Origin of the sequence: Variovorax sp. Root411 (genome assembly GCF_001425205.1) — a bacterium.
In the GTDB taxonomy this organism is placed as follows: Bacteria; Pseudomonadota; Gammaproteobacteria; order Burkholderiales; family Burkholderiaceae_C; genus Variovorax.
Map to the genome: position 1 here is coordinate 571,650 of NZ_LMDW01000001.1, position 26,516 is coordinate 598,165.

A 26,516-nucleotide genomic window follows, 5' to 3' on the forward strand; every position below is an offset into this window, starting at 1 on the left:
AATGCGCGCTGCAATCTGGCTCCTCGCCCTGTTCGCCGTCGCCGCGGCGGTCGCCCTGTTCGCGGGCAACAACCAGGGCACGATCACCGTGTTCTGGCCGCCCTGGCGCGTCGACCTGTCGCTGAACCTCGTGCTCGCGATCCTGCTGGTTGCCTTCGTGCTGCTGCATGCCGCGCTGCGCGCGCTGGCCGCGTTGTTCTCGCTGCCGACGCAGGCGCGCCAATGGCGGCTGCAGCAGAAGGAGCGCACGCTGCATGCGGCGCTGCTCGATGCGATGGTGCAATTGATCGCAGGCCGTTTCTCGCGCGCACGCAAGGCCGCGCAGGCTGCGCTCACGCAGGAGAAGACGCTGGCGGCACTCGGGGCCAGCCTGCCGCAGGCGCAGCAGGTGCGCGTGCTGTCGCACCTGCTGGCCGCCGAGAGCGCGCAGGCCCTGCAGGACAAGCCGGCGCGCGACGCGCATCTGCAGCAGGCCCTCAACGAAAGCGCGGACCGTGCCGTGCTCGCCAGCCCGGAGACGCGCGAAGGCGTGCAGCTGCGCGCGGCGCGCTGGGCGCTCGAAGACCGCGATGCAGCGGCGGCGCTCGCCCGGCTCGAAGAGCTGCCGCAAGGCGCGCAGCGCCGTACGCTGGCCCTGCGGCTGCGGCTCAAGGCGGCGCGGCAGGATCGCCGCACGCTCGAGGCGCTCGAAACCGCGCGCCTGCTGGCCAAGCATCGGGCGTTCTCGGAAGCCGCGGCGCAGAGCATCGTGCGCGGCCTCGCGACCGAACTGCTGTCGGGCGCGCACGATCCGGCGCAGTTGCTTCGCGCCTGGACCGAACTCGATGCCAACGAACGCGGAATGCCCGAGGTGGCAATCCATGCCGCGCAACGCATGGTTGCGTTGCGCGGCGACCTTGCACTGGCGCGTGGCTGGCTGCTGCCCGCCTGGGAGCGCATGGTGGCCAATCCGCGCGGGTTGGGCGACGCGTTGCGCGTCAAGCTCGCGCGCGCGCTCGAAGCCGGGCTCGATTCGGTGGACGCCGACTGGCTGGCGCGCATCGAAAGTGCACAGCGCAACAACCCGCGCGACCCGAACCTGCAATACCTCGCGGGCATGGCCTGCATGAAGCGCCAGCTGTGGGGCAAGGCCCAGCAGTTGCTGATGCAGGCCGGCCTGGGACTGCAGGACACCGAGCTGTACCGCCGCGCCTGGCTCGCACTGGCCAGGCTGGCCGAAGACCGCAACGACACCGAGCAGGCCGCCGAGGCGTGGAAGCGCGCGGCGCAGGTCGAGAACAGCTGAGCGTCTGCAGCGGCAGGCGGAATGAGCGCGGGTGGGGCGCACACCCGGAGTCCCGAGTGGGCCATGACCGCCTCGTAGCCCCAAGCGCTCTGAAGATATCCCGGCGAGCCAGCGTGGCATTCGCGCGGCGATTCGAGCTACCGGCTCAATACAAGGCATAAAAAAACGGCGCCAATTGGCGCCGTTTTGGGTTGTGGGCGTGTGTCGCTCAGAGCGTGCGTTGCTGCTGCTCGAACGGCAGCGACATCGAACCGAGGTCGCGGCGGGTTTCGACCAGCACCAGCGGACCTTCGTCGAGCACGACCACCGGCGGGCGTTCGCGCGGCACATGCACCGGCTTCGGCTCGGCCTCGATGGCGGCGCGGGCCTGGGCGATGCGCTCGGCATCCGAGTTGACCCACTGCAGGCCCGAGCTCTCGGCGATCTGCGCGAGTTCGCTCAGCGGCAGCTCGAAGGACTGGACCTTAGGCAGTGCGCGGCCGTTGGCGGCTGCGGGCGCCTTGGCGCTTTCGACCACGATCGGTGCGGACACCGGTGCCGGGCGCTCGGTACGGACCTGCTGCGGTGCGGCGGGTTGGCGCGCTTCCGGTGCGGCAGCTTCTTGAGCTGCTTCGGCACGTTCCGACACCAGCGGAAGTTGCTGCTGCGGACGGGACTCCGGGGCTTCCGCCGCGGCGCCTTCGGCGACCGGGGCGCCGGCCGTGCTGCCGGCTTCGGCTTCATCGCGCGGGCCGCGTTCGCGGCGGTCACGGCCGTAGCGGTCGCGCGAACGGCCGCGACGCTCGTCGCCTTCGCGGCGAGGCATCTGCTCGTTGTTGCCGTTGATGGCTTCATTGCCTTGCGCTGCATCGGAAGCCGCGGCTTCGGCGCCGCGTGCATCCGCTTCGGCTTGCGGCGCATCGTTGCGGCGTTCGCGGCGGCCGTCGTTGCGGTCGCCACCACGGTCACCACGCGGAGCGCGCTGTTCGTCGCGGCCGCTGCGGGGCTGGCGCTCGCCTTGGGCGGCTTCGTCGCCAGCGGGTGCTGCGTCGCCGCGCGGCTGGCCGTTGTCGCCGTTGCGCTCGGCGCGTTCGCCGCCACGGTCGTTGCCGCGTTCAGCACGTTCGCCACGCTCATTGCGCTCGCCACGTTCACGGCGTTCGCCGCGGGCGCGGGGTGCGCGTTCAGCTGCGTTGCCTTCGTCGCCTGCGACAGCGCCGGATGCCAGTTGCTGGGCTTCCAGGCTGATGTTGCCGTCGAGAGCCTCAGCCGGCGCGTTGTTGCGGCCTTCACGGCCTTCGCCTTCGCGGCGTTCGCCACGGCCGCTGCGGCGTTGTTCGCCGTCGCGCGGTGCGCGCGCTTCACGCGGCTCGCGGGGCTCGCGGGGCTCACGCTGCTCGCGTTGCTCACGCGGCACGTTGATGCCGTCGTTGCGCTGTTCGCTGCTGCGGCCTTCACGGCCTTCGCGGCGCTCGCCGCCACGGCCACCACGACGTTCACCGTCGCGGCCACCGGAGCGTCCGCCGCTCTCGCCACGGCCTTCACCGCGACCTTCGCCACCACGGCCGCCGCGGCGCTGTTCGCCGTCGCGTGCGCCGCCACGTTGTTCGCCATCGCGGCCCGAACGGCCGTCGCGACGGGGCTTCGGCGCCTCGACCGGAATCGCAGCCGGCGCAGGTGCCGCGGCGGGTGCCGGCGTGCCTCCGAACAGGTTCTTGATCCAGCCGAAGAAGCCGGTCTGTGCCGGGACTGGCGCGCTCACCACGGGCGGAGCGACCGGCGCGGATGCGGCGACAGGCGCGCGCACCGCTTCGGGCTTGGGTGGCACCACCGGCGCAGGCGCGTCGGGCAGCACGCCCTTGATGACGGGCGTCTGCTTGTTGGTGGGCTCCTGCGAACGGCGCGTGACCGAGGTCGGGTCTTCGATCTCGTCGGCCATCTTGTAGCTGGCTTCGATGTGGTCGAGACGCGGATCGTCGTGCTTCAGGCGCTCGAGCTTGTAGTTCGGCGTTTCGAGCGTCTTGTTGGGCACCATCAGCACGGTGACGCGCTGCTTGAGTTCGATCTTGGCGATTTCGGGGCGCTTTTCGTTCAGCAGGAACGAGGCGACTTCCACGGGCACCTGCACGTGCACGGCGGCCGTGTTGTCCTTCAGGCACTCTTCCTGAATGATGCGCAGGATCTGCAGCGCGCTCGACTCGGTGTCGCGGATGTGGCCCGAGCCGCCGCAGCGGGGGCAGGGGATCGACGAGCCTTCGGAGAGCGCGGGCTTCAGGCGCTGGCGGCTCATTTCCATCAGGCCGAACTTGCTGATCGAGCCGAACTGCACGCGGGCGCGGTCCTGGCGCAGCGCGTCGCGCAGGCGGCTTTCGACTTCGCGGCGGTTCTTTGACTCGTCCATGTCGATGAAGTCGATGACGATCAGGCCGCCCAGGTCGCGCAGGCGCATCTGGCGGGCCACTTCGTCTGCGGCTTCGAGGTTGGTGCGGGTGGCGGTTTCTTCGATGTCGCCGCCCTTGATGGCGCGGGCCGAGTTCACGTCGACGGACACCAGTGCTTCGGTGTGGTCGATCACGATGGCGCCGCCCGAGGGCAGCTGCACGGTGCGTGCGTAGGCCGATTCGATCTGGTGCTCGATCTGGAAGCGGCTGAACAGTGCCGCGTCGTCGCGGTAGCGCTTCACGCGGGCGGCATGCTCGGGCATGACGTGCGCCATGAACTGCTGCGCCTGGTCGTAGATGTCGTCGGTGTCGATCAGGATGTCGCCGATGTCGTGATTGAAGTAGTCACGGATGGCGCGGATGACGAGCGACGATTCCTGATAGATCAGGAAGGCGCCCTTGCCGCCCTTGGCCGCGCCGTCGATGGCGCTCCAGAGCTTGAGCAGGTAGTTCAGGTCCCATTGGAGTTCGGACGCGATGCGGCCGATGCCAGCGGTGCGCGCGATGATGCTCATGCCCTTCGGGTACTCGAGCTGGTCCATCGCCTCCTTGAGCTCGGCGCGGTCGTCACCCTCGATGCGGCGCGAAACGCCACCGCCACGCGGGTTGTTGGGCATCAGCACGACGTAGCGGCCGGCCAGCGAGATGAAGGTGGTGAGGGCCGCGCCCTTGTTGCCGCGTTCTTCCTTCTCGACCTGGACGGTGAGTTCCTGGCCTTCGCGGATCGCGTCCTGGATGCGGGCCTGGCTGGCCGACACGCCTTCGGCGAAGTACTGCTTGGAGATTTCCTTGAACGGCAGGAAGCCGTGGCGGTCTTCGCCGTAGTCGACGAAACAGGCTTCGAGCGAGGGCTCGACGCGGGTCACGACCGCCTTGTAGATGTTGCCCTTGCGCTGTTCGCGCCCTTCGATTTCGATTTCGTAGTCGAGCAGTTTCTGCCCGTCGACGATGGCCAGGCGGCGTTCTTCGGCCTGCGTGGCATTGATCAGCATCCGCTTCATGATGCGTTGTCCTTATATGTATCGTTCTACCGGCTCTTGACGAGCCAACGATGCACGGACGACGCCCGCGAAACCAGGGGAATTGCCGCTTGGGCCCCGGATGCTGTAACTGCCGCGCCAGGCGCGAGCAGGCCTCTCGAGCTTTAGCTCAAGAAGACAGCCGGGGTGGGGGCGCGTGGATGGGCGCGAGCCAGATTCGGTGTTGAGTGGCTATCTTTTTGACAGCCGGGTGCGCAAGGATGGCGCGCGCCGCGGACGATTCAATGCCTGAGGCCGCTGGTCGAAACCAGGTCGGCCAGCGCAGGCACATTTGAATCAGCAGCATCAACACAACAAGGGACTCGCTTCGATCCGCCGGCAGCTTGGAAGCTGCAGGCTGGGTATTCCGTATCGGTGTTTCGTGGGTGTCGGCTTGACTTGGGTGCCTGGTCTGCCACTTTGCGCCATTGCGCGGGGTTTGCAGCTCGGCGCCAAAGCGGCATCGACCTCGCAGCGCTGTCCTGGGTATTTGATGGCAGTGGACTAAACTTCTGTCTAATCAAGCACTTACATGACCGCGCTGGTGAAAAACATTATAGGTGCGAAGCAGGGCCCGGCGGCTGCTCCAAATCCCGCAGACCCAAAAGCCCCAACCGAAACCGGGGCGCCGCATTCGGCCATCAAATTCCTCACGGTCGACGCCGAATCTGCCGGGCAGCGGCTCGACAACTTCCTGTTCCGCCACCTGAAAGGCGTCCCGAAGACGCACGTCTACCGGATCATCCGGTCCGGCGAGGTGCGCATCAACAAAGGCCGGGCGCAGGCGGAAACCCGCATCGAGGCGGGCGACGTGCTGCGGCTGCCGCCGATCCGCATCTCGCCCCGCGCGGAAGAGGGTGCGGCCCCGCCTGCGCCCGCGCGCGAGTTCCCGGTGCTGCTGGAAGACGATGCCGTGCTGGCCATCGACAAGCCGGCCGGCGTGGCCGTCCATGGCGGCAGCGGCGTGAGCTTTGGCGTGATCGAGCAATTGCGCACGGCGCGGCCCGCCGCCAAATTCCTGGAACTGGTGCATCGGCTGGACCGCGAAACCTCCGGCATCCTGCTGGTCGCCAAGAAGCGCAGCGCGCTGGTCGCGCTGCAGGACCAGTTCCGCGAACGCGAAACCGGCAAGACCTACCTGGCGCTGGTCGAGGGGGCCTGGCCCGCCAACAAGAAGGTGCTCGATGCGCCGCTCGCCAAATATCTGCTGCCCGACGGCTCCGGTGCGGGCGCGGGCGAGCGCCGTGTGCGCGTGGTCGCCAAGGACCATCCGGACGCCATGCGCGCCGTCACGCTGGTGCGGGTACTGGCACGGTTGTCGCTGCCGGGGGATGCCACGCCGCTGTCACTCCTGGCAGTGACGATCAAGACCGGCCGCACGCACCAGATCCGCGTCCACCTCGCGTCGGCCGGGCATCCGATTGCCGGCGACGACAAGTACGGCGAGTCCGAACGCCAGCGTGCGCTGCAGAAACTCGGCCTCAAGCGCATGTTCCTGCATGCCTGGCGGCTGCAATTCAACCACCCCGCCAGCGGCGACCGCGTGGCGCTGCAGGCCGATCTGCCGCCCGAGCTGCACGTGCTCATGCCGCCCGCCGCCCTCGAGGCGCTGGCCCAACACCCCGTTCCCACGACCCATGACTGATTTCCCCCGCCCCCTTCGCTTCGACTTGATCGCCTTCGACTGGGACGGCACGCTCTACGACTCCACGCGCCTGATCGTGCGCTGCATCCAGGCGGCGGTGATCGACGTCGGTGGTGCCAAGCCGAGCGAGAACGACGCCGCCTGGGTGATCGGCCTGGGCCTGGCCGAGGCGCTCGCCCGCGCGGCGCCCGACGTGCCAAAGGAAAAATACCCCGAGCTCGGCGCGCGCTATCGCTATCACTACCTCCAGCACCAGGACGACCTCGTGCTGTTCGACGGCGTGCTGCAGATGCTCGATGCGCTGCGCGCGCGCGGCCACAAGCTGGCCGTGGCCACGGGCAAGTCGCGCCGCGGCCTCAACGAGGCGCTCAAGTCGGTGGCGCTGCGTGAACGCTTCGATGCCTCGCGCACCGCCGACGAAACCTTCGGCAAGCCGCATCCGCGCATGCTGCTGGAGCTGATGGAAGAACTCGACGTGCCGGCGGAACGCACGCTGATGATCGGCGATACCACGCACGACCTGCAGCTCGCGCAGAACGCGGGCGCCGCCAGCGTGGGCGTGAGCTACGGTGCGCACGAATCCGCCAGCTTCGACGAATTCAAGCCGCTGCACGTCGCGCACTCGGTGGCCGACCTCGAGGCGTGGCTTCTCGGCAACGCCTGAAAATCCCGCCATGAGTGACGAAGAACGCATCCCGCTGTGCAATGCCTCGGAGCTGGTCGAAGGCGGCCTGGCCGTGCCCTTCGACGTGATTCATGGCGGGCAGACCTGCCGCGCCTTCGCGGTGCGTTTCGAGGGGCAGCCGCATGCGTTTCTCAACCGCTGCAGCCATGTCGCGATGGAGATGGACTTCCAGCCCGACCGCTTCTTCGACGACTCCGGCCAATGGCTGCTGTGCGCGACACACGGCGCGGTCTACAAGCCCGACACCGGTGAATGCATGGGCGGTCCGTGCCGCGGCGGCCTCGTGAAGATCGCCCTGAGCGAGCATGACGGCGTGGTGCACTGGCATACTGACTGGAACCTTCACCCCCTGACCTTCTGACATGACCGACCCGAACCGAACGGAACCCGAGGGGTTCGAACCATTTGAGCCGGCACCCTCCAAGAACATGGCCAAAGATCCCACGCAGCGCCCCGGATGGGAGCGCAGCACGCTCGAAAAGCTCGCCTTCGCTTCGCTGAACGAACAGAAGGCCACGCGCCGCTGGAAGACCTTCGTGCGCCTGTCGTGGCTTGCGTTCTTCGTCTTCCTGGCCTGGTTCGCGCTCTCGCGCGGTGCTCCGAGCACGGCCAAGACCACGGCCCACACGGCGGTGGTCGAGATCAAGGGCGAAATCGCCAATGGCGGGGACGCGAGCGCGGAGTTCGTGGTCGCCGCGATGAAGACGGCCTTCGAGGACGAGGGCGCCAAGGGCGTGGTCTTGCTGATCAACTCACCCGGCGGCAGTCCGGTGCAGGCCGGCATCATCAACGACGAGATCAAGCGCCTGAAGGCCAAGTACAAGAAGCCGGTCTATGCCGTGGTCGAGGAAACCTGCGCTTCGGCTGCCTATTACATCGCAGCAGCCACCGACAAGATCTTCGTCGACAAGGCCAGCATCGTCGGCAGCATCGGCGTGCTGATGGACGGCTTCGGCTTCACGGGCGTGATGGAGAAGGTTGGCGTCGAGCGCCGCTTGCTGACCGCCGGCGAGAACAAGGGCTTCCTCGATCCCTTCAGCCCGATGACCGATGCGCAGCGCGCCCATGCACAGACCATGCTGAACCAGATCCACACGCAGTTCATCAACGTGGTCAAGGCTGGCCGCGGCGACCGCCTGAAGCTCGACACCCCGGGCCTGTTCAGCGGCCTGTTCTGGAGCGGCGAGCAGGCGGTCGAATTCGGCCTTGCCGACCAGCTGGGCAACGTCGACTTCGTGGCGCGCGAAGTCATCAAGGCCGAAGAGGTGATCGACTACACGCGGCGCGACAACGTGGCCGAGAAGCTGGCCAAGAAATTCGGCGCCGCGATGGCCGAAACCACGGTGCGCCTGATGCACACCGCTCCGGCCCTGCGCTGATCTCTTATTTGTTGTTCGCGCCGCCGGCGGTGTAGCGCGCCGACGCCGCCAGCGCCGCGGCGAAGGCCACGACCACATAGAGCGCGGCGGTCAGCGAGGTCGCCCGCGCCAGCAGCCCGATCACCGCCGGGCCTGCCATGAATCCCAGGTACGCCAGGGCCGAGACCGATGCAATGCCACGCGCGGGCTCGATGCCCGGCACCTTCGCCGAGGCCGAGAACAGGATCGGCACCACGTTCGCAAAGCCGACGCCCACGCCCGCGAAGCCGATCAGCGCCAGCCACGGCAGGTCGGTGACCAGCACCAGCGTCATCGCTAGCGCTGCCAGGAGGCCGCTGCCGAGCAGCAGCGTGGTCGGGGCGAAGCGGGCGCGCATCGCGTCGCCGCCGAAACGCGCCGCCGCCATTGCGGCCGAGAAGCTCGCATAGGCGAGCGCGGCCTGTTGCTGCGGGCTGCCGATTTCCTGCTGCATGTAGAGCACGCTCCAGTCGTAGATGGCGCCCTCGGCGATCAGTCCCAGCGCGGCCAGCACGCCCAGTACCGCGAGCGCGCCACGGGGCAGCAGGAAACCATGGTCAGCCTCGGTGGCGCCGCTGGTGGCGGCTCTGGGCAGCATGCGCGTCGAGGCCGCCGCGACGAGCAGCGCCATTGCTGCGGCGACCAGCAGCAGGTGCGCCTGCGCGCCGAGTCCGGCTGCCAGCGCGGCGCTGCCGCTCGCGGCGCCGGCCATGCCGCCCAGGCTGAACATGCCATGCATGCCGCTCATCAAGGGCGTGTCGCCATGCAGTTCGAGCTGCGCCGCCTCGGTGTTGATCGACACGTCGAACACGCTGGTCACGAGGCCGAAGGCGGCCAGCAGGCCCAGCAGGGCAGCATAGCCAGGCATTGCGATCAGGCCGGCCAGCAGCAGCGCGTAGATACAGCCGCAGATGCCGGCCACGCGGCGCGGGCCGTGGCGTCCGATCCAGCGGCCCGCGCTGGTCAGGCCGAACATCGCGCCGGCACCGGCCGCGAGCATCGCCAGGCCGAGCTGCGCTTCGTCGATGCCGTAGTGCGCCTTCACCGTCGGCACGTGCACGCCCCAGGTCGCGAAGATGAAGCCGGCGCAAAAGAACTGCGCGCGCGATGCCCAGCGCGTGGCTGCGGTAACGCCGCCCATCGTCAGCGGCCGATGGCGAACACGGCGGGCAGGCGTTCGTCTGTCGTGGCTTGCGGCTTGGCGGCGCGCCAGGACTTGATCGTTTCGCTGCGCACATGGGCCGTGGCGAGCGTCAGGCCGCGCGCCACGGCGAGCCGGGTGTTGTGCTGCAGGGTCTGCACGAGCGCCTGCAACAGCGCGGCGTTGCGGTAGGGCGTTTCGATGAACAGCTGCGTCTGGCCGGACTTGAGCGCGAGCGCTTCGAGCTCGCGGATGCGGGTCTGGCGTTCAACGGCGTCCTGCGGCAGGTAGCCGACGAAGGCGAAGTTCTGGCCATTGAGCCCGCTTGCTGCAAGCGCCAGCAGCAGTGAAACGGGGCCGGTCAGCGGCACCACCGTGATGCCCAGGTCGTGCGCGGCGCGCGCCACCGAGGAGCCCGGATCGGCCACCGCCGGCATGCCGGCTTCGCTTAGCAGGCCGATGTCGTGGCCTTCGAGCGCGGCGGCCAGCAGGGGGCGAGCATCGAACTGGCCGGCATGATCGCCTTTCTTGTGCACTTCGCGCGGCAGTTCCTGGATGGCCTGAGCCTGCAGTGGTGCAGCCAGCGGCGCGACCGCGTCGATGCGCTTGAGATAGGCGCGGGCGGATTTCGCGTTCTCGCAGATCCAGTGGGTGATGCCGGCGGCCGTTTGCAGCGTGCCCAGCGGCAAGGCGTCCTGCAGCGGGGCTTGCACGTCGCAGCCGAAGTCGAGCGGCGCGGGCACGAGGTAGAGCTTGCCTTTTTGTTGTGTCACAGCAGATCGACCCCCGCGGCGCGCAGCATCTGGCAGGTGCGGATCAGCGGCAGGCCGACCAGTGCGGTCGGGTCGTCGCTGTCGATGGCGCTCAGCAATGCGATGCCCAGGCCTTCGCTCTTGGCACTGCCGGCGCAGTCATAGGGCTGCTCGGCTTGCAGATAGTGTTCGATGGCGGTGTCGGTGAGGTTGCGAAACACCACGCGCACGGGCGCGATGTCGCGCTGGGCGAAGCCGGTGGCGTGACAGACGACGGCCACGGCTGTCTGAAAGATCAGCGTCTGGCCGCGCATGCGGCGCAGCTGGGCGGTGGCGCGGGCATGGTCGCCGGGCTTGCCGAGCGCTTCGCCCGCCAGGTCGGCCACCTGGTCGGAACCGATCACCACGGCGTCGGGAAAGCGGGCGGCCACTGCGTTGGCCTTTTCCAGCGCGAGGCGAACGGCGAGGTCATGTGGTGTTTCGCCGGCAAGAGGTGTTTCATCGACTTCCGGTGAGTGCACATCGAAGGGCAGGCGCAGTCGGGTGAGCAATTCGCGGCGGTAGCGCGAGGTCGAGGCGAGGATCACGGTGCGTTGCATGGGACGATTGTGCGTGAGCCGCTCAAGACCCTGCGCTACGTCCCGCGCCGGGGGAACGTCCGGCGCGCTAGACTGCCGCGGATGAAGAGAGAATTTGCCCCCGAACGGCTCAATGTGCCGGGCTTCACCGCCGCTGCCGCCACCCTGGAAGCCGCCGACCCGGTTCCTGACTATGAGCGCCTGGTCGCCGAACTGGCCATTCCGGCCCCCGATGCGTTGGTCCGGTGGACGGCCCATGGGGAAGAACGCCCCGGCGCGGACGGCAAGGCAACGCCCTGGCTCCATTTGGAGGCCGAAGCGGTCGTCCCGCTGGTTTGCCAGCGCTGCCTCTCGCCCGTCGATTCCCTGCTGTCGGTGGATCGCTGGTTCCGCTTCGTGGCCGATGAGGCCACGGCCGAGGCGCAAGACGAAGAATCCGAGGAAGACCTGCTCGTCGTGAGCCGGGATTTCGACCTGCACGCCCTGATTGAGGACGAACTGCTGATGGAAATCCCCGTCATGCCCGCCCACGATGTCTGCCCGACGCCGGTGCAGCTTTCGTCCAGCGACGAAGACTTCAAGGCAGCCGAAGAAGCCAAGCCGAACCCTTTTGCGGTGCTGGGTGCGTTGCGTTCGCGCAAGCCGGAAGAGGGGGAGTAGCCCTTTTCCGCCGTCTGGGCTATAATCATGGGCTTCGCGCGCGCCGCCGTGAGCAGCGATACAGTTAGCAACGAGAGGGGCATTCCATACATGCCGCTGAAGTTTCTGTATTGCCACCGCAAGAGAGCGCATCCAATCACTCACCTAACAGTCCAGGAGCCATCATGGCCGTCCAGCAAAACAAGAAGTCGCCTTCCAAGCGCGGCATGCACCGTTCCCACAATGCGCTGGTCGTGCCCGGCATCGCCGTGGAGCCGACCACCGGCGAAACGCACCTGCGCCACCACATCAGCCCCAACGGTTTCTACCGTGGCCGCCAGGTGCTCAAGAACAAGTCTGAAGCCTGATCTCGCACCCCAAGGCCAAGGCCCGAAGCTACTTCTGTCGTAGCGTCGGGCCTTTGTTTTGATGGCTACGCCTTTTTCTCCCGAAATCACTGCTGCGCCTTCCGCAATCACGCTCGCCGTGGATTGCATGGGGGGCGACCATGGGCCGCGCGTCACGCTCGCGGCCTGCCGCGCGTTTCTCGAGCGGCACAGCGAAGCCTCGTTGTTGTTGGTCGGCGCGCCGGCTGCACTGGCGGGGTTTGCCGCGCATCCGCGGGCCCGCATCGTCGCTGCCAGCGAAGTTGTGGGCATGGACGATCCGATTGAAATAGCCCTGCGCAAGAAGAAAGACTCTTCAATGCGCGTGGCGATCCAGCAGGTCAAGGACGGCGCTGCCCAAGCAGCCGTCTCAGCTGGCAACACGGGTGCCCTGATGGCAATTGCGCGCTACCTGCTCAAGACGCTGGAGGGCATCGATCGCCCGGCCATCGCCCCGCAGTTGCCGAACGCGAAGGGCGGGGCGACGACGGTGCTCGACCTGGGCGCAAACGTCGACTGCGATGCCGAAGACCTGCTTCAGTTCGCGGTGCTCGGCTCGGCCCTGGTTTCGGCATTGACCGGCAACGAGGCACCTTCGGTCGGCTTGCTCAATATTGGCGAAGAAGCCATCAAAGGCAGTGAAACGATTAAAAAAGCAAGCCAACTGCTACGTACGGCCGCCAATTCCAAAGATCTGAATTTCTACGGCAACGTGGAAGGCAACGATATCTTCAAGGGCACCACCGACATCGTCGTCTGTGACGGGTTTGTCGGAAACGTCGCTTTGAAAGCCAGCGAAGGCGTGGCTTCGATGATCGGCGAGTTCATTCGAGTCGAGTTCTCGCGAAGCGTTTTCACGAAACTCGCCGCTATTGTTGCTTACCCGGTTCTAAAAGCATTTAAAACTCGCCTGGATCACCGGCGGTACAACGGTGCGGCGCTCCTGGGCCTGCGTGGCCTGGTTTTCAAGAGCCATGGCTCGGCTGACGAAGTGGCTTTCGGCCATGCGCTGGATCGCGCTTATGATGCCGCTCGCAACAACCTGCTCGATCGCGTGCGGGCCCGCATCGCCCACGCCGCGCCTTTGCTCGCACGGCAGGATCCGGCGGCGCCGGTCGACGCGACGGCCCTTCACGTTTGATGACCCCTCCTTACTCACGCATTACCGGCACCGGCAGCTACCTGCCTCCACGCCGCGTGACCAATGACGATCTCGCCAAGGATCTGGCGACGCGCGGCATCGAAACTTCCGACCAGTGGATCGTCGAACGCACCGGCATCCATGCGCGGCACTTCGCCGCGCCGGACGTCACGAGCAGTGACCTTGGTTTCGAAGCAGCCCGGCACGCTCTGGAAGCCGCCGGCCGCAAGGCCAGCGACGTCGACCTGATCATCGTCGCGACCTCGACGCCCGACATGGTGTTCCCGTCGTCGGCCGCCATCCTGCAGAACAAGCTCGGCATCGCCGGCTGCCCGGCATTCGACGTCCAGGCGGTCTGCAGCGGCTTCGTCTATGCGCTCACCGTCGCCGACGCGATGATCCGCACCGGCTCCGCGCGCTGCGCACTGGTGGTGGGCGCCGAAGTGTTCTCCCGCATCCTCGACTTCAACGACCGCACCACCTGCGTGCTGTTCGGCGATGGCGCGGGCGCGGTGGTGCTCGAGGCCAGTGAAGCGCCCGGCATCCTGGCCAGCGATCTGCATGCGGACGGAAAGCACGTCGGCATTCTTTGCGTGCCGGGCCATGTATCCGGCGGCAACGTGCTGGGCACGCCGCTGCTGCACATGGATGGCCAGGCCGTCTTCAAGCTCGCAGTGCGCGTGCTCGAGGAAGCGGCGCGCACCACGCTGGCCAAGGCCGGCAAGACTGAAGCCGATATCGACTGGCTCATTCCGCACCAGGCCAACATCCGCATCATGGAAGGCACGGCGAAGAAGCTGAGGCTGCCGCGCGATAGATTGATCGTCACGGTGAACGAGCACGGCAACACCTCCGCTGCATCGATTCCGCTGGCGCTCGATGAGGGCGTGCGCTCCGGCAAGGTGAAGAAGGGTCAGACACTCATGCTCGAAGGCGTGGGCGGCGGCTTCACCTGGGGTGCGGTGCTATTGAACCTGTAGTGCATTGCAGCGCCCGGAAGAGGGTGGCTGCGTGCGAGATGGCGCATGAAACAATGAAATCCTTTGCTTTTGTCTTTCCGGGTCAGGGCTCGCAGGCGGTCGGCATGCTCGATGCCTGGGGCGATCATCCGGCCGTGGCCGAAACGCTTCGCGAAGCTTCCGAAGCGCTCGGCGAAGACATCGGTGCGCTCATCAAGAATGGTCCCAAGGAAGAGTTGGCGCTCACCACCAACACCCAGCCCGTGATGCTGGTTGCCGGCGTGGCCGCGTGGCGTGCCTGGCTGGCAGAGGGAGGCGCGGCGCCTTCCGTCGTGGCCGGCCATTCGCTTGGCGAGTATTCCGCGCTGGTGGCTTCGGGCGTGCTCACGCTCGCGCAGGCCGCGCCGCTGGTGCGCTTCCGTGCGCAGGCGATGCAGCAGGCGGTGCCTGTCGGCGTTGGCGCAATGGCTGCGGTGCTTGGCATGGAGTCGGGCAAGGTGGTGGCAGGGTGTGCGGAAGCCACGGCGAGCTTTGGCGCCGGCAGTGCGGAAATCGTCGAGGCGGTGAATTTCAACGACCCGATGCAGACCGTGATCGCCGGTAGCAAGGCCGCGGTCGACAAGGCCTGCGAACTGCTCAAGGCCAACGGCGCCAAGCGCGCGCTGTTGCTGCCGGTTTCGGCTCCGTTCCATTCGAGCCTCATGAAGCCCGCGGCCGAAGCATTGCGCGAGAAGCTGGCTTCCATCGAACTGGCCGCGCCACAGATTCCCGTGCTGAACAACGTCGACGTTGCCGTTGAAACCGATGCCAACCGCATTCGCGACGCCCTGGTGCGGCAGGCTGCCGGCCCGGTGCGCTGGGTCGAGAGCGTGCAGGCCTTGAAACTGCGCGGTGTAGCCGCCATCATCGAATGCGGGCCCGGCAAGGTGCTGGCCGGCATGGTGAAGCGCATCGCCCCCGATCTGGAAGCCGCGTCGGTGTACGACCCGGCCACGCTCGCGGACACCCGACAATCGCTCGCCGGCTGAGCCGGCGCAAGGCCCCGACACTTTTTCTTATGAGCATTCCCAAATTCGAAGGGCAAGTCGCCCTCGTCACCGGCGCAACGCGCGGCATCGGCGCGGCGATCGCGCTGGAACTGGCGCAGCGCGGCCTCAAGGTCGTGGGCACCGGCACCACCGACGACGGCGCGGCCAAGATCACCTCGGCACTCAGCGCCTTCGACGGCCGCGGCCGTGCACTCGACGTGAATGACGGCGCCGCCGTCGAGGCCCTGATCGATGAGATCGTGCAGGCCTACGGCGCGATCCACGTGCTGGTGAACAACGCTGGCATCACGCGCGACACGCTCGCCATGCGCATGAAGGACAGCGACTGGGATGCGGTACTCGACACCAACCTCAAGGCCGTCTTCTCGCTTTCGCGCGCAGTGATCCGCCCGATGATGAAACAGCGCTATGGCCGCATCATCAGCATCACCAGCGTGGTCGGCGCTTCCGGCAACGCTGGCCAGGCCAATTACGCGGCAGCCAAGGCCGGCGTTGCGGGCATGACCCGCGCGCTGGCCCGCGAACTCGGCAGCCGCAACATCACCGTCAACTGCGTCGCACCCGGTTTCATCGAAACCGACATGACGGCCAGTCTTCCCGAGGCCCAGCAGCAGGCGCTGCTCCAGCAGATCCCGCTGGGCCACCTGGGCAAACCGGCCGACATCGCGCACGCGGTGGCTTACCTCGCATCCCCCCAGGCGTCCTACGTCACGGGGCAGGAGCTGCACGTCAACGGCGGCATGCACATGTAGCCGCAAGGCGCAAATTTCCCCGTACCGGTCGCACGGCAAATGCCACAATGCGCCCCGGCTAAAATCCACCGATTACCTACAACCCTCAGAGGGAACCAAATGAGCGATATCGAAGCACGTGTCAAGAAAATCATCGCCGAGCAGCTCGGCGTGGAAGAGTCCCAAGTGACGAATGAAAAGGCCTTCGTGGCCGACCTCGGCGCGGACTCGCTCGACACGGTCGAACTCGTGATGGCACTCGAAGATGAGTTCGGCATCGAAATTCCCGACGAAGATGCCGAGAAGATCACCACGGTGCAAAACGCCGTCGACTACGCCACCAAGAATCAAAAGGCCTGATAGGCCAGCTGACAAGATTGCAACTGCGGCCGGCGGCTTTCACTTGAACCGCTCGCGCCGACAGGCAACTGTTCAGCGCTTCCAGAAAGGTTTGCCGGCATGACCAAACGCCGCGTCGTCGTGACCGGACTCGGTTGCATCGCTCCTGTCGGAAACACCGCAACCGAATCCTGGGCCAACCTGTTGGCCGGGAAGTCGGGTATTGCGAACATCACCGCGTTCGATGCAAGCGCCTTTGCCTGCAAGTTCGCCGGTGAGGTCAAAGGTTTCGACATCACCCAATACATCTCGGAGAAAGAAGCGCGCCACATGGACCGCTTCATTCATCTGGGACTCGCCGCCGCCATCCAGGCGGTGCAGGACAGCGGACTGCCGACCGGCGAAGCGCTGCCCTATGAAAAAGCCGTGCGCATCGGCTGCAACATCGGCTCGGGCATTGGCGGACTGCCGATGATCGAACAGACGCACGGCGAATACGCGAGTCGCGGCCCGCGCCGCATTTCGCCGTTCTTCGTGCCGGCGTCGATCATCAACATGATCTCGGGCCATGTGTCGATCAAGTACGGCTTCAAGGGCCCGAACATCGCCGTCGTGACCGCTTGCACCACCGGCCTGCATGCCATCGGCACGTCGGCACGCATGATCGAATACGGCGACGCCGACGTGATGATCGCAGGCGGTGCGGAATCGACCATTTCCCCGCTCGGCATCGGCGGCTTCACCGCGCCTCGCGCGTTGAGCACGCGCAACGACGATCCCGCCACGGCCTCGCGCCCGTGGGACAAGGACCGCGACGGTTTCGTGCTGGGCGAGGGCGCCGGCGTGCTGGTGCTCGAGGAGTACGAACACGCCAAGGCGCGCGGCGCCAAGATCTACGCCGAGGTCGCGGGCTTCGGCCTGACGGGCGACGCGTACCACATGACCGCGCCCGACGTCGACGGCCCCCGCCGTTCGATGGCCATGGCACTGGCCAACGCCGGGGTCAATGCCGACCAGGTGCAGTACCTCAACGCGCACGGCACCTCGACGCAGATCGGCGACCTCAACGAGACCAATGCGGTCAAGCTGGCGTTCGGCGATCACGCGAAGAAGCTCGTCGTGAATTCGACCAAGTCCATGACCGGCCACTTGCTGGGCGGTGCGGGTGGCATCGAATCGGTGTTCACGGTGATGGCGCTGCACGAGCAGAAGAGCCCGCCGACCATCAACATCTTCAACCAGGATCCGGAGTGCGATCTCGACTACTGCGCCAACGAGGCGCGCGATCTGAAGATCGATGTCGCGGTCAAGAACAACTTCGGATTCGGCGGCACCAACGGCACGCTGGTGTTCAAGCGCGCTTGAGCAGCATTGCTCTTTCATGCACAGCGCGCCGTCGGTGACCTATCCGGTGGGGCGCTCGCGTGGCGCAACCCGGATTCTCGTTGTTCTCTGGGCCCTGGGCGCTTGCTGTGCGGGCGCGTCCTGCTATCTCTTCGATAGCGCCGGATGGCGCCAGCTGCTGCTGGTTTTCAGTGTCGTGTTTGCGGGCGTCGCCGCAGGCTTCGGTTTGCGGCGCGATGGCGCGGGCGTGCTGCATTTCGACGGCCACCAGTGGTCGCTGACGCAAGCGCATGCCTCCCACGCCGTGCATGTCGCCCGGGCGTTTGTGGCGCTCGACTTCCAGTCGCTGATGCTGGTGCGGCTCAGCGAGCCGGGCCGCGCCCGGCGCTGGATATGGATCGAGCAACGGGCCATGCCGGAGCGCTGGCGCGACGTGCGCCGCGCCCTATATTCGCGCGCCCCGTCCGCGGAACCTGCTGGCGATCCCTGGCGCGCGACGGCGGCGGCCGACGCGCCCTGAACCCCCGTCGATGACCACTTCCGTGCCTCCCGTGCCGCCGGAATCCGGCCTGACCGATGTGCCCGCCGCGGCGCCGCGTCCGGGCGAGGTCGATTTCCAGCTGGTCCAGCGTACCGTCGCGGGCGACCAGAAGGCGTTCGAACTGCTGGTCATCAAGTACCAGCGCCGCATCGAGCGGCTGATCGGGCGGATGGTGCGCGACGTCGACCTGGTCGAGGACATCGCGCAGGAAACCTTCATTCGCGCCTACCGCGCGTTGCACCAGTTCCGCGGCGAAGCGCAGTTCTACACCTGGCTCTACCGGATCGCCGTCAACACCGCCAAAAAGGCGCTGGTGGACATGAAGCGCGATCCAACCATTTCCGAGGCCGCCCTGAGGCCTTCTTCTGAGGACGACGATGAAACTTACCGTCCCGGAAACGAACCAACCACCGACGAAACCCCCGAATCGGTCATGGCGGCGAACGAAATCGCCAGTGCCGTCGAGGCAGCCATGGAGGCGCTCCCTGCCGAGCTGCGCCAGGCGGTCACGCTGCGTGAGATCGAGGGCATGAGTTACGAAGAGATTGCCGAGGTCATGGATTGCCCCATCGGTACGGTGCGTTCGCGTATTTTCCGGGCGCGCGAGGCCATTTCGGCCAGGGTCAAGCCACTGCTGGACAACCAGTCCGGCAAGCGTTGGTAAGTAAGCAGGTGAATGAAATGAATCAGACGATGACGGTTCGGGAACAGGTGTCCGCACTTGCGGATGGTCATTTGCAGGGCGAGGCGTTCGCGCAGGCGATCGAAGCAATCTGCGCCGATGGCGAGGCGCGGGCGGCATGGCAGGCCTTCCACGTCACAGGCGACGTGCTGCGTTCGGGTTCGCATTCGCCGTGCAGCGACACCTCCGCATTTCTGGCGCGCTTCCAGCAGCGGTTGGCGGCGGAGCCCGTGATGGTCGCCCCTGCGTCGACGCCGGTCGCCGCATCGGTGGCGCAGCCTGTGCAGCGCAGGGCGGAAGCGGCCAACGAGCCGGTGTTCCGCTGGAAGCTGGTGGCCGGCGCCGCGTCGCTGATGGCCGTGGCCGCCATCAGTTGGACCCTGGTCGGCAACGGCACTGCGGTTCCGCAGGGAGGCGCGCAGCTGGCGTCGGTCCCGCAGCAACAGCAGCCGGCGGTGAATTCGGTGCTGGCGGCAGCAGCGGTCAACAGCCCGCAGCCCGCCGGCAGCGTGCTGACCCCGACCCGCGTGCTCGTGGGCAATGGCAATCCTCAAGTCATGTTGCGCGATCCGCGGCTCGACCAACTGCTCGAGGCGCACCAGCAGGCCGGTGGCGCATCGCAAATGCCTTCGGGTTTCCTGCGCAATGCCACTTTCGAGGGACCGACGCGCTGAGCGCGCGCAACTCCTACCCGCCGCCCGCAATGACCGTTCAGATGCCGATCTCCGCACGCGCCTGCGTGCTTGTGTTTGCCGCTTTCTGCCTTGCGCAGGCTGCCACCGCGCAGACCCGCTCGGGCGCTGCAAATGCGAAGAGTGCGGCCACCGCACAGACGGACGAGCCGCCGGCCATGGGCGTGACCGAGTGGCTGCAGCGCATGCACGCGGGCGCCCGGCAGCGCAACTATGTGGGCACCTTCGTGGTGTCAGCGCCGGGCGGCGATCTGTCGAGCGCACGCATCTGGCATGTGCGCGACGGCGAGCACCAGATCGAACGCATCGAAGCCCTGTCGGGGCCGCCGCGCTCGACCTTCCGGCGCAACCGCAATGTCATGACCTTCCTGCCGGAGGCAAAGGTAGTGAAGGTCGAGAAGCGCGAGAACCTCGATCTCTTCCCGAACCTGCCGGACCAGCCCGATTCGTCGATCGGCGATTTCTACGACGTGCGCGCGATCGGCAAGGACCGCGTGGCCGGTTTCGACGCCGACGTGGTGCAGTTGGTGCCGCACGATGGACTGCGCTTCGGCTACCGCATCTGGAGCGAGCGCCGCTCGGGCCTGGTGGTGAAGCTGCAGACCGTCGACAGCGAGTCCCGCGTGGTGGAGCAATCGGCCTTCTCCGAACTGCAGCTCGATGCCCCGGTGAAGGCGCAGGCGCTCTCGCAGATGATGTCCAACACCTCGGGCTACCGCGTCGAGAAGCTGGAGCTCGAGCGCAGCAACGCGCAGGACGAAGGCTGGATGCTGCGAACACCTGTGGCCGGATTCAAGCCCCGAAGCTTCTTCCGCCGTCCGACAGCAGGCAGCGAAGGCAGCGGCGGCAAGCCGAAGCAGGACGCGGCCACGGTCCAGTGGACCTTCTCCGATGGCCTGGCCTCGGTGTCGCTCTTCATCGAGCGCTACGACGCGGCGCGCGCGCCGCGCGACGGCGTGCTGACCATCGGCGCGACCAATGCCATCCGCCGGCGTCTGCCCGAACCGGCCGGCGACTGGTGGCTGACCGCGGTCGGCGAGGTGCCGCAGCAGACGCTCAATGCATTCGCCCAAAGTCTCGCGCGTACGCGCTGACGGGCCGCACAACCGCCGATTGCGCTGAACCAAGCGCGCGGTGCAGACTCACAGCACTTGTTTGATTCAGCCGCTCTGTTCTTTTGAAAGAAAACCGATGATCTTCAAAGTCGAGGGACACAAGTTTCGTTCCGGCCTGCTGGCTCTAATGCTCGCACTGACAGCTGGCGCCACATTCCTGCCGGTCGAGCCGGCCCATGCGCAGACGCGCACACTGCCCGATTTCACCGACCTGGTCGACCAGGTCGGCCCCTCCGTGGTCAACATCCGCACTGTCGAAAAGGTCGCGCAGCGCGGCGGCAACGGCGAGATGGACGAGGAAATGCAGGAGTTCTTTCGCCGCTTCTTCGGCCAGCCGCTGCCCGGTACGCCGCGCTCGACCCCGCGGCCGAACCGGCCGCAGCAGCCGCAGGAAGAGGAGCGTCCGCGCGGCGTGGGCTCCGGTTTCATCCTCACGGCCGACGGCTACGTGATGACCAACGCGCACGTGGTCGAGGACGCCTCCGAAGTGCTGGTCACGCTGACCGACAAGCGCGAGTTCAAGGCCAAGATCATCGGCGCCGACAAGCGCACCGACGTCGCGGTCGTCAAGATCGAGGCCACGGGCCTGCCCGCGGTGAAGGTCGGCGACATCTCCAAGCTGCGCGTCGGCGAATGGGTGATGGCCATCGGCTCGCCCTTCGGCCTCGAGAACACCGTCACCGCCGGCATCGTGAGCGCAAAGCAGCGCGACACCGGCGAATACCTGCCGTTCATCCAGACCGACGTGGCCATCAACCCCGGCAACTCGGGCGGCCCGCTGATCAACATGCGCGGCGAAGTGGTCGGCATCAACAGCCAGATCTACTCGCGCTCGGGCGGTTTCATGGGCATCTCGTTCTCGATCCCGATCGATGAGGCGATCCGCGTGAGCGAGCAACTGCGCACCTCGGGGCGCGTTTCGCGCGGCCGCATCGGCGTGCAGATCGACCAGGTGACCAAGGACGTGGCCGAAGCCATCGGCCTCAGCAAGGCGCAGGGCGCGCTGGTGCGCGGCGTCGAAGCCGGCTCGCCGGGCGAGAAGGCCGGCGTGGAGCCGGGCGACGTCATCACAAAGTTCGACGGCAAGGCCATCGACAAGCCAAGCGACCTGCCGCGCCTGGTGGGCAACACCAAGCCGGGCACCAAGAGCACGCTCACGGTGTTTCGCCGCGGTGCTTCGCGCGACCTCAGCGTGACCATTGCCGAGATCGAGCCCGACAAGCCTGGCAAACGCGCGAGCGACCGCGACGAGCCGGCGCCGAAGCCGCCGGCATCCGCTGCCCTCAAGTCGCTTGGCCTGGCCGTGAGCGATCTCACCGACGCGCAGAAGAAAGAGCTCAAGCTGAAGGGCGGCGTGAAGGTCGATGCGGCCAGTGACGCCGCGGCCCGTGCGGGCCTGCGCGAGGGCGACATCATCCTGGCGGTGGCGAATGTCGAGGTCTCGAACGCCCGCGAATTCGAGTCGGCCGTCGGCAAAGCCGACAAGAGCAAGGCGCTCAGCGTGCTGTTCCGGCGTGGCGATTGGGCGCAGTACGCGCTGATTCGTCCTGCACGCTGATCCGGCGTTGGCGTCAAGTGGCCCCACCCGGCAGTCGGGTTTGGGGCCGTTTTTTTGAGGGGTTTGCGACGTTCTGGCGCCAGCCTGGAAAAAAATCTGACGGTCTGAAAATGCCAATTTTTGTTTGCGACCACTAACTTATCAGAAGGCTTAGGACGGATTTCGGTAGAATAGGGCATCCGCGGCGGGCGGTCAGTGCATAAGGAGTGTCCTGACCTTCACGATGCGAGATGTCAGACAGCAGTCCACCGGTGCTCCACAGATCGCCCACAAGTTGTTCAGCAAGTGCTCCACCGATTCTGTTGATAACCTGTTCATATCTTTGATGTTGTGGACCTGCAACGACCCCTTTGGACCCTGTTCCCGGATGTACGTGCTTCCCTTTTTGCCTACAATGAAGTTCCAACTACTGCAGTTGCCATTGCTTGTTGGTTCAGGGCGCGTCTCCAGAAGACGCGCCCTTTTTTCTTGCCTGTCGCACTCTGCGCACGAGCCAATTCAAGTACTTAAGCGTTCCCGTTGATGAATCACATCAGAAATTTTTCGATCATTGCGCACATCGACCACGGCAAGTCGACGCTCGCAGACCGTTTGATCCAGCGTTGCGGCGGCCTCGCAGAACGCGAGATGGAAGCTCAGGTGCTCGACTCGATGGACATCGAAAAAGAGCGTGGGATAACCATCAAGGCACAGACCGCTGCGTTGCACTACAAGGCACGCGACGGGCAGGTCTACAACCTCAATCTGATCGACACGCCGGGCCACGTCGACTTCTCGTATGAAGTGAGCCGCTCGCTGTCTGCATGCGAAGGTGCGCTGCTCGTGGTCGATGCATCGCAAGGCGTCGAAGCGCAGACGGTGGCCAACTGCTACACCGCTCTCGACCTCGGCGTCGAAGTGGTGCCCGTGCTCAACAAGATGGATTTGCCCAACGCGGATCCCGACAACGCGCGCACCGAAATCGAAGACGTGATCGGCATCGACGCGACCGATGCGATTCCGTGCTCCGCCAAGACCGGCATGGGCATCGACGAGATCCTCGAAGCCGTCGTCGCCCGGATGCCCGCGCCGCGCGGCAATCCCGACGGCCCGCTGCGCGCGATGATCGTCGACAGCTGGTTCGATGCCTACGTCGGCGTCGTCATGCTGGTGCGCGTGGTCGATGGCCGACTGGTGAAGGGCGAGCGCATCAAGATGATGGCGTCCGGCGCCATGTACAACGCCGACAACATCGGCGTCTTCACGCCCGCCAACGAACCGCGTCCTTCGCTCGAAGCCGGCGAAGTGGGCTACATCATCGCGGGCATCAAGGAACTGCAGGCTGCCAAGGTCGGCGACACGGTGACGCTGATCAGGCCGGGCACCGGCGGCGCGGCCGCCACCGCGACCGAGGCGCTGCCGGGCTTCAAGGAAATCCAGCCGCAGGTGTTCGCCGGCCTCTACCCGACCGAGGCCAGCGAGTACGACTCGCTGCGCGACGCGCTCGAAAAGCTCAAGCTCAACGATTCGTCGCTGCGCTACGAGCCCGAGGTGAGCCAGGCGCTCGGCTTCGGCTTCCGCTGCGGCTTCCTCGGCCTGCTGCACATGGAGATCGTGCAAGAGCGCCTGGAGCGCGAGTTCGACCAGGACCTGATCACGACCGCGCCGAGCGTGGTCTACCAGGTGGTGCGCAACGACGGCGAAGTCATCATGGTCGAGAACCCGTCCAAGATGCCCGACGTCGGCAAGATGAGCGAGATCCGCGAGCCGATCGTGACCGTGCACCTTTACATGCCGCAGGAATACGTCGGCGCGGTCATGACGCTGGCCAACCAGAAGCGCGGCGTGCAGATGAACATGGCCTACCACGGCCGCCAGGTCATGCTGACCTACGAGATGCCGCTCGGCGAGATCGTGCTCGACTTCTTCGACAAGCTGAAGTCGGTGAGCCGCGGCTACGCCTCGATGGACTACGAGTTCAAGGAATATCGCGCGTCCGACGTGGTCAAGGTCGACATCCTGCTCAACGGCGAGAAGGTCGATGCGCTGTCGATCATCGTGCACCGCAGCCAGTCGCAGTACCGCGGCCGGGCGGTGGTCTCGAAGATGCGCGAGATCATTTCGCGCCAGATGTTCGACGTGGCGATCCAGGCCGCCATCGGGGTCAACATCATTGCGCGTGAGACAATCAAGGCGCTTCGCAAGAACGTGCTGGCCAAGTGCTATGGCGGCGACATCACCCGCAAGAAGAAGCTGCTCGAGAAGCAGAAGGCGGGCAAGAAAAGAATGAAGCAGATCGGCTCCGTCGAGGTCCCGCAAGAGGCCTTTCTCGCGATTCTGCAAGTCGAAGACTGATCAAAAAAAATGGCATTCCTCACCTCCCTGGTCCTCGCGGCATTTGCCGCCTATGTCGGCGCCTGGTATTTCAACGCGATCGAAGGCAACTTCGCCTTGCTGCTGTTCCTGGCCACGGTGGTCACCGGCCTCTACTGGCTGGCCGAGCGCTTCTATTTCCTGCCCCGGCGCGAACGGGCCGCCGCAAGGCTCGAAGAGTCGCTGACCGAGCGCAATGCGCGCCTGGCCGGGCAGGGCATCAGGCAGGTCGACACGGCCGACGCGAAGGCGAGCGAGCGGCTGCTGATGCAGCCCTGGTGGCTCGACTGGACCGCGGGCCTGTTCCCCGTGATCCTGGTGGTGTTCCTGCTGCGCTCGTTTCTCTACGAGCCCTTCAAGATTCCCTCGGGCTCGATGATGCCCACGCTGCTGACCGGCGACCTGATCCTGGTCAACAAGTTCACCTACGGCTTGCGCCTGCCGGTGATCAACACCAAGATCACCGACGGCACGCCGCTGGCGCGCGGCGACGTGGTGGTGTTCCGCTACCCGCCCAAGCCGAGCATGGACTACATCAAGCGCGTGGTCGGCATTCCCGGCGACGAAGTGGCCTACCTGAACAAGAAGCTCACGATCAACGGCCAGCCGGTGTCCAAGGTGGCGGAAGCCGACTACCTCGACAACGAATCGATGCGCCTGCTCAAGCAATACGGGGAGGATCTGGGTGGCAAGCAGCACAAGCTGCTCAACGACGAAGCCGCGCCGTCCTTCGTTCCGGGCGCCAGCGACTTTCCGTTTCGCGAAAACTGCCGCTACTCGGTCGAAGGCGTGGTCTGCAAGGTGCCGGCCGGCAACTATTTCATGATGGGCGACAACCGCGATAATTCGGCGGACTCGCGTTTCTGGGGCTTCGTGCCGGACAAGAACATCGTGGGCAGGGCGTTCTTCGTCTGGATGAACTTCGGCGATCTGGGTCGCATCGGTCCGTTTCAATAAGCATTCATCAGCATAGTTCGAGGGGTATGAGGGCATGAGAACACATCGGTTCGTTCGCAGCAGGGCTGCGCAGCAACGCGGCATTTCGTTCATCGGCTTGGTGTTCGTCGCGGTGGTGCTCGGGTGCCTTGGCGTGGTTGTCGCGCAGGTCATTCCGACGCTGATCGAATGGCAGGCTATCGACAAGGCCGCCAACAAGGCCAAGGAAGGGGCGACCGTGCCCGAAGTGCGTGCGATCTTCGATCGCGCCCAGGCCATCGACGACTTCAAGTCGGTCAGCGGCAGGGACCTCGAGATCAAGAAGGTCGGCGACAAGGTGGTCGTGTCGTACTCGTACGAACGCGAGATCCCCCTGTTCGGCCCCGCCTTCCTGACGCTCAAGTACAAGGGCGAAACCCACTGAACACGGCGCCAAAAAAGGTGGACGGCAGCCTCGCCGCGCTGCAGGCGCGCCTCCAGCACACCTTCTCCGATCCGCGGCTGCTCCAGCTCGCGCTCACGCACCGCAGCTTTTCGGCCGACCACAACGAGCGCCTCGAGTTTCTCGGCGACTCGGTGCTGAACCTGGCGGTCTCGCACCTGCTCTATATGCGCCTGTCGGCTTTGCCCGAAGGCGACCTGTCACGTGTGCGTGCCAACCTCGTCAAGCAGGACACGCTGCATCGCCTGGCGCTAGGGCTGGCGTTGTCGCCGCTGCTGCGGCTCGGCGAGGGCGAGGCGCGCTCGGGCGGGCCCAACCGGCCGTCGATCCTGGCCGATGCGCTCGAGGCGCTGATCGGCGCGGTCTATCTGGACGCCGGCTTTGCCGCCGCCGAGGCGCTGGTGCACCGGCTCTACGAGGCGGTCGAGATCAACCCGCGCATGGAAGCCGCGGCCAAGGACCCGAAGACCGAATTGCAGGAATGGCTGCAGGGTCACAAAATGAAGCTGCCGGTGTATCGCGTGGCTGCCACACTGGGTGCGGCGCACAAGCAGACTTTCGATGTCGAGTGCGAGGTGCCCGAGTTGGGGCTTCGCGAACGCGGCATCGGCGGCTCGCGCCGCGCAGGCGAGCAGGCGGCCGCGGCTGCCATGTTGATCCGGCTCAAGGCACGCGGTGTCGCGTGAAA

Annotated in this window: 26 protein-coding genes; 22 read left to right on the top strand and 4 right to left on the bottom strand. The window is 66.2% G+C overall.

Annotated elements, in window-relative coordinates:
* Position 1: 1 nt before the first annotated feature.
* Entirely contained in the window at positions 2-1,285 is a 1,284-nt protein-coding gene (locus tag ASC92_RS02540; protein WP_056509998.1) for a heme biosynthesis protein HemY, read from the top strand.
* Between the two features lie 208 nt (positions 1,286-1,493).
* On the opposite strand, the gene ASC92_RS02545 is transcribed toward ASC92_RS02540, so the two are convergent.
* Positions 1,494-4,706, bottom strand: coding sequence for an Rne/Rng family ribonuclease (locus tag ASC92_RS02545; RefSeq protein WP_056510000.1), 3,213 nt, complete (start codon positions 4,704-4,706; stop codon positions 1,494-1,496).
* A gap of 562 nt (positions 4,707-5,268) precedes the next feature.
* Here ASC92_RS02545 and ASC92_RS02550 point away from each other — a divergent pair.
* The 4 genes from ASC92_RS02550 to ASC92_RS02565 are packed head-to-tail and all read left to right on the top strand — an operon-like array spanning position 5,269 to position 8,433.
* Positions 5,269-6,369, top strand: a complete 1,101-nt coding sequence (locus tag ASC92_RS02550) for an RluA family pseudouridine synthase (RefSeq protein ID WP_056511800.1) — start codon at positions 5,269-5,271, stop codon at positions 6,367-6,369.
* Complete coding sequence (locus ASC92_RS02555; RefSeq protein ID WP_056510002.1) at positions 6,362-7,033, top strand: HAD family hydrolase; 672 nt, start codon at positions 6,362-6,364, stop codon at positions 7,031-7,033. Before ASC92_RS02550 ends, ASC92_RS02555 begins: the two co-directional genes overlap by 8 nt.
* Positions 7,034-7,043: 10 nt before the next feature.
* Positions 7,044-7,415 (top strand): Rieske (2Fe-2S) protein, encoded by a 372-nt coding sequence (locus ASC92_RS02560; protein WP_056510003.1) that lies wholly within the window; start codon positions 7,044-7,046, stop codon positions 7,413-7,415.
* Between the two features lies 1 nt (position 7,416).
* Positions 7,417-8,433: a S49 family peptidase gene (locus ASC92_RS02565; RefSeq protein ID WP_056510005.1), complete on the top strand. Its 1,017-nt coding sequence runs from the start codon at positions 7,417-7,419 to the stop codon at positions 8,431-8,433.
* A gap of 4 nt (positions 8,434-8,437) precedes the next feature.
* Here ASC92_RS02565 and ASC92_RS02570 read toward each other — a convergent pair whose 3' ends face one another.
* Genes ASC92_RS02570 through ASC92_RS02580 form a run of 3 tightly spaced genes read right to left on the bottom strand, consistent with a single transcriptional unit; the run spans position 8,438 to position 10,943 of the window.
* Positions 8,438-9,592, bottom strand: a complete 1,155-nt coding sequence (locus ASC92_RS02570; RefSeq protein WP_056510007.1) for an MFS transporter — start codon at positions 9,590-9,592, stop codon at positions 8,438-8,440.
* Positions 9,593-9,594: 2 nt separating this feature from the next.
* Positions 9,595-10,365 carry an SAM-dependent methyltransferase gene (locus tag ASC92_RS02575; RefSeq protein ID WP_056510009.1) on the bottom strand — a complete coding sequence of 257 codons (771 nt, stop codon included), beginning with the start codon at positions 10,363-10,365 and terminating at the stop codon, positions 9,595-9,597.
* On the bottom strand, positions 10,362-10,943 hold the full coding sequence (locus tag ASC92_RS02580) for a Maf family nucleotide pyrophosphatase (RefSeq protein WP_056510010.1): 582 nt from the start codon (positions 10,941-10,943) through the stop codon (positions 10,362-10,364). Before ASC92_RS02580 ends, ASC92_RS02575 begins: the two co-directional genes overlap by 4 nt.
* A gap of 81 nt (positions 10,944-11,024) precedes the next feature.
* On the opposite strand from ASC92_RS02580, the gene ASC92_RS02585 reads away from it, so the two are divergent.
* From ASC92_RS02585 to rnc, 17 genes are all read left to right on the top strand, one after another.
* Entirely contained in the window at positions 11,025-11,582 is a 558-nt protein-coding gene (locus tag ASC92_RS02585) for a YceD family protein (RefSeq protein ID WP_056510012.1), read from the top strand.
* A gap of 164 nt (positions 11,583-11,746) precedes the next feature.
* Positions 11,747-11,929, top strand: a complete 183-nt coding sequence (gene rpmF, locus ASC92_RS02590) for a 50S ribosomal protein L32 (RefSeq protein ID WP_007830466.1) — start codon at positions 11,747-11,749, stop codon at positions 11,927-11,929.
* A 61-nt stretch (positions 11,930-11,990) separates the two neighbouring features.
* The gene (plsX, locus tag ASC92_RS02595; protein WP_082519450.1) at positions 11,991-13,088 is read left to right on the top strand and encodes a phosphate acyltransferase PlsX; all 1,098 of its coding nucleotides are present in this window, start codon (positions 11,991-11,993) and stop codon (positions 13,086-13,088) included.
* Positions 13,088-14,068 carry a beta-ketoacyl-ACP synthase III gene (locus ASC92_RS02600; protein ID WP_056510013.1) on the top strand — a complete coding sequence of 327 codons (981 nt, stop codon included), beginning with the start codon at positions 13,088-13,090 and terminating at the stop codon, positions 14,066-14,068. Before plsX ends, ASC92_RS02600 begins: the two co-directional genes overlap by 1 nt.
* A gap of 53 nt (positions 14,069-14,121) precedes the next feature.
* Positions 14,122-15,075 (top strand): ACP S-malonyltransferase, encoded by a 954-nt coding sequence (fabD, locus tag ASC92_RS02605; protein WP_056510016.1) that lies wholly within the window; start codon positions 14,122-14,124, stop codon positions 15,073-15,075.
* A gap of 29 nt (positions 15,076-15,104) precedes the next feature.
* Positions 15,105-15,848: a 3-oxoacyl-ACP reductase FabG gene (gene fabG / locus ASC92_RS02610; RefSeq protein ID WP_056510018.1), complete on the top strand. Its 744-nt coding sequence runs from the start codon at positions 15,105-15,107 to the stop codon at positions 15,846-15,848.
* Between the two features lie 99 nt (positions 15,849-15,947).
* Positions 15,948-16,187, top strand: a complete 240-nt coding sequence (gene acpP, locus ASC92_RS02615) for an acyl carrier protein (RefSeq protein WP_007830471.1) — start codon at positions 15,948-15,950, stop codon at positions 16,185-16,187.
* Between the two features lie 99 nt (positions 16,188-16,286).
* The gene (gene fabF / locus ASC92_RS02620; RefSeq protein WP_056510020.1) at positions 16,287-17,531 is read left to right on the top strand and encodes a beta-ketoacyl-ACP synthase II; all 1,245 of its coding nucleotides are present in this window, start codon (positions 16,287-16,289) and stop codon (positions 17,529-17,531) included.
* 16 nt (positions 17,532-17,547) lie between these two features.
* Entirely contained in the window at positions 17,548-18,030 is a 483-nt protein-coding gene (locus tag ASC92_RS02625; protein WP_056510022.1) for a hypothetical protein, read from the top strand.
* Between the two features lie 10 nt (positions 18,031-18,040).
* Positions 18,041-18,715 carry an RNA polymerase sigma factor RpoE gene (rpoE, locus tag ASC92_RS02630; RefSeq protein WP_082519451.1) on the top strand — a complete coding sequence of 225 codons (675 nt, stop codon included), beginning with the start codon at positions 18,041-18,043 and terminating at the stop codon, positions 18,713-18,715.
* 17 nt (positions 18,716-18,732) lie between these two features.
* On the top strand, positions 18,733-19,407 hold the full coding sequence (locus tag ASC92_RS02635; RefSeq protein WP_056510024.1) for a sigma-E factor negative regulatory protein: 675 nt from the start codon (positions 18,733-18,735) through the stop codon (positions 19,405-19,407).
* Positions 19,408-19,436: 29 nt separating this feature from the next.
* Positions 19,437-20,519: a MucB/RseB C-terminal domain-containing protein gene (locus ASC92_RS02640; protein ID WP_056510026.1), complete on the top strand. Its 1,083-nt coding sequence runs from the start codon at positions 19,437-19,439 to the stop codon at positions 20,517-20,519.
* 97 nt (positions 20,520-20,616) lie between these two features.
* A complete protein-coding gene (locus tag ASC92_RS02645) occupies positions 20,617-22,098 on the top strand; it encodes a DegQ family serine endoprotease (protein ID WP_056510027.1) in 1,482 nt (493 codons plus the stop codon).
* Positions 22,099-22,620: 522 nt separating this feature from the next.
* Positions 22,621-24,432 carry a translation elongation factor 4 gene (gene lepA / locus ASC92_RS02650; protein WP_056510029.1) on the top strand — a complete coding sequence of 604 codons (1,812 nt, stop codon included), beginning with the start codon at positions 22,621-22,623 and terminating at the stop codon, positions 24,430-24,432.
* A gap of 9 nt (positions 24,433-24,441) precedes the next feature.
* The gene (lepB, locus tag ASC92_RS02655; RefSeq protein ID WP_056510030.1) at positions 24,442-25,407 is read left to right on the top strand and encodes a signal peptidase I; all 966 of its coding nucleotides are present in this window, start codon (positions 24,442-24,444) and stop codon (positions 25,405-25,407) included.
* 34 nt (positions 25,408-25,441) lie between these two features.
* The gene (locus ASC92_RS02660; protein WP_056510031.1) at positions 25,442-25,810 is read left to right on the top strand and encodes a DUF4845 domain-containing protein; all 369 of its coding nucleotides are present in this window, start codon (positions 25,442-25,444) and stop codon (positions 25,808-25,810) included.
* A gap of 17 nt (positions 25,811-25,827) precedes the next feature.
* Positions 25,828-26,514, top strand: coding sequence for a ribonuclease III (gene rnc, locus ASC92_RS02665; RefSeq protein WP_056510032.1), 687 nt, complete (start codon positions 25,828-25,830; stop codon positions 26,512-26,514).
* Positions 26,515-26,516: the final 2 nt, after the last annotated feature.